The organism is Arthrobacter sp. lap29, assembly GCF_032458965.1.
Classification (GTDB): domain Bacteria; phylum Actinomycetota; class Actinomycetes; order Actinomycetales; family Micrococcaceae; genus Specibacter; species Specibacter psychrochitiniphilus.
This window is the reverse complement of record NZ_JAUCEK010000026.1, coordinates 1-2,758: the sequence shown is the minus strand read 5'-3', so window position 1 is coordinate 2,758 and position 2,758 is coordinate 1. Positions and strand designations below refer to the sequence as shown.

Sequence of the window (2,758 nt, the reverse complement as noted above, 5' to 3'; positions counted from 1 at the left end):
TTTTCAGAACCACCGGGCTATCAACACCAACAACAATAACCACCACCACTCGAGCCGCCCCACACCAGGGCGGCTCCCCGCATTTAACGGGCTTCCCTTGGTTCCCACCACCATGCACCTTGTCCACCGCCGACTTTTGATGTTTGCTCGATGGCAGCACCACAGATGCGATGGTTGGAATGTCAATCCGATGTGAACCTGGGTCGCCTTGAGGTGGCAGTCGCATCGGAGACCACCTGCTCGTAGCCGTGGGGAGGAGATGTCTCGGGCTACTGTCTTCAACGTTGGCAGTACCGGACGGGTCGCCTTCCAATTCCTCTGCTTCAGGGTCTTCACTAATTAGTTGTGTTGCCCCTAGGCTCGCCTTTACCGGCGCACCGCCGGGGTCCCAAATGGGAAATTTGACAGCGATTTTTTCTGTCTTGTCACGTTCAATTACGCCCCCAAAATGTGTCCCCTCACAGTTTAGAAACGGAACATGGCGCGGCGGGTTAGTCCGGTGGAAAAAAGGAACATACCAAGTTTGGAATCGAAGGCAGCCCTCGTGATTGGTGTGGTTTCTACGGCGGCGCTGTCAACTAGGGCTGGGGTTGGATAGAACATGGATCAAGCACAACATCTGGAGTGTGGAAGCGATGAGCCCGGTGATGCTTTTGCCCAACATAACGCCTCAGGGACTGCAGTACTTACTCAAGGCCTACGGGGGTGAATGCCAGTGCAGTGCGTCTACCTGCGCGCCCACTGACCAGCGAGAGGTGCTTGGTGTGTAAGGACACGCAGTCGCACACCAATTGCTACAGGTGACCGGTCGGTGGCAAGATGGGCCAGCTCACCATGTACTGCTATCAAAGCGGCGAGTCCCTCAGCCCCAACTGGGTGAAATATTCAATCACCAGCCCCGGTGTAAACAACCCGTATCTGCCATCTTCGCCATACATCATTGATGCAGTCGACCGCTACTGGGCTGAAGACGTGCAGATCCTTGGCGCATGGCAGGACTGGTCGGATGCAGTTTGCGTGGTGTACCGCCGAACCGTCGACCCCATGATGACTCTTGGGTGCAGGCTCGAGTTTCATACAAACTCAGCAGACGGCACCATTGAGGGCTTCGCCCGTGACGTGGCGGTCAACCTCGCCGAGCCTATCGGTACCCAGATAGCAAGGAGTCGTCGAGACCAGCACGGCATCGTTTGGGTGGCCGTCCCAGAGGGCCGCCACACGTCCGAGTCGCCCATCAAGGTCCTACAAAAGATTGCTGACAGGTAGCGCCTTCCTTCGCTTTCAACTAGCTATCTATTAGCTCCGGACAGGGCCACGCCGACGGTGGGTTGTTGGTTTTTCGTGTTGGCGAGGCGGTAGGAGTCTGTCCCTGTTTCAATGATGGTGCCTTTGAACGTGAGCCGGTCCACGATGGCGGCGCAGAGACTCGGGTCGGTGAACGTTTTCGTCCATCCTGAGAGCGATTCGTTGGTGGCGATCGCAACCGATGCTTCTACTTCCCGTTCAGTGAGGCCCGGAAAGAGGAGTTAGGATACTCGTTTATCTAGTTCCATGAGCCCAGCTCATCGATGCAGAGCAAATCCGCCTTTCCGTATCTGGCGATGGTCTTCGCTAGGACCTTCGCGTCTTGGCCTCTACGAGCTCGTTCACGAGCCGGGTGGCGAGGGATTTGATCGCGGTGTTTTGATGTTTGGATTCGCCACGTAATCGAAGCCGATCAACCATTTAGTGCCAGGAAAGTTCGCTGTTCTGACTCGGCGGACGGATGCGCGCCGGTCACGGCGTTGCCGAAGCGTTTTAGAAGCAGCAACTGGGGCCGTGGGACTCATGAAATCTAGTCCTTAGGTGATGGGGGCGGTTGGGGACGGAGCCATCAGTAGTTCGTCATAGCCGGCTACTAATGGCAACGGGCGCCTATCTGGTGGCAAGCCAGCGATGACTACTGCCGGATCTGCCAGCCGGCGTTGGGAGAGACTGAGAACCCGGTGCTCAAGGGCTGCAACTTTTACACCGGGGCTGATCCGTAGAATCTGACGGTAAACAACGAGTTGCACTCACTGGCCACCCCTTGCCACGGTCAGTGGGTGGGCGGCGAGGGTTGGTGGCCCCACCAACACGCCCTAGTTATCCGTGGGGGAATCCGCAGCTGGTCATTGGCCAGATCGTATAGACGAGGCTTTCGATAGCAGGCTTGGGACGATCCGGTTGCAGGTGTGCGGGGATCAGGTAGTGCCTTTGGTTTCGCCTACTGAGAATGGCATTCACGTGTGGCTGTCCATGGATACTTGTGACCCAGGACAGCTTTCCTACTGGAACTCATCGGTATCTTGCCCGTGAGAATCTACGCCTCCGGAGGGCGGCGCCAAGATGCTTGCCACGGCAACCAGGGACAGGACACACCACCGTGGCTGTGCCTGCCAAACCAGTAGGGACAAACGTCAGGCTGGCTAAGACGTTTGCAGAGAAGAAATGAAGCAACTCAGCTAAAGCACTGGGACCGTATGACCACAAGTCCCTTCACGAGGATCCCGCTCCAGAAATGATCCCTAACACCTGAAGCAGAAGCAACTGCATGGCTGATTGGGGCGCTGATCCCTGGGCTGGTACCACGCCGGCAACTAATCACAGCGGTACCGCATTGTGGTTGAACTGCGGCTCCCGCGAGTCTTCTTGGCCCTGGCATCCTTGGCATTGCTTGTGGCAGTGCGGCGGGACGGCACCGTGGGTAGGCTTTGCCGATTTTGGGGTACTGATTGCC

4 protein-coding genes and 1 pseudogene are annotated in these 2,758 nt (G+C 57.1%); 3 read left to right on the top strand and 2 right to left on the bottom strand.

The window, feature by feature from the left end; translation table 11 throughout:
- Both RY113_RS18310 and RY113_RS18305 read left to right on the top strand, forming a co-directional pair.
- Positions 1 to 196, top strand: a 196-nt coding sequence (locus RY113_RS18310; RefSeq protein WP_315915812.1) for a hypothetical protein, incomplete at its 5' end; no start/stop codon positions are given.
- A gap of 680 nt (positions 197 to 876) precedes the next feature.
- Positions 877 to 1,266 carry a hypothetical protein gene (locus RY113_RS18305; protein ID WP_315915811.1) on the top strand — a complete coding sequence of 130 codons (390 nt, stop codon included), beginning with the start codon at positions 877 to 879 and terminating at the stop codon, positions 1,264 to 1,266.
- A gap of 23 nt (positions 1,267 to 1,289) precedes the next feature.
- On the opposite strand, the pseudogene RY113_RS18300 reads toward RY113_RS18305, so the two are convergent.
- Both RY113_RS18300 and RY113_RS18295 read right to left on the bottom strand, forming a co-directional pair.
- A pseudogene (locus tag RY113_RS18300) lies at positions 1,290 to 1,781 on the bottom strand (ATP-binding protein); the annotation flags it as partial.
- Between the two features lie 60 nt (positions 1,782 to 1,841).
- Complete coding sequence (locus RY113_RS18295; RefSeq protein ID WP_110107979.1) at positions 1,842 to 2,054, bottom strand: hypothetical protein; 213 nt, start codon at positions 2,052 to 2,054, stop codon at positions 1,842 to 1,844.
- 518 nt (positions 2,055 to 2,572) lie between these two features.
- Between RY113_RS18295 and RY113_RS18290 the strand changes: the two genes are divergently transcribed.
- A partial coding sequence (locus RY113_RS18290; RefSeq protein WP_315915810.1) for a hypothetical protein occupies positions 2,573 to 2,758 on the top strand: 186 nt, incomplete at its 3' end.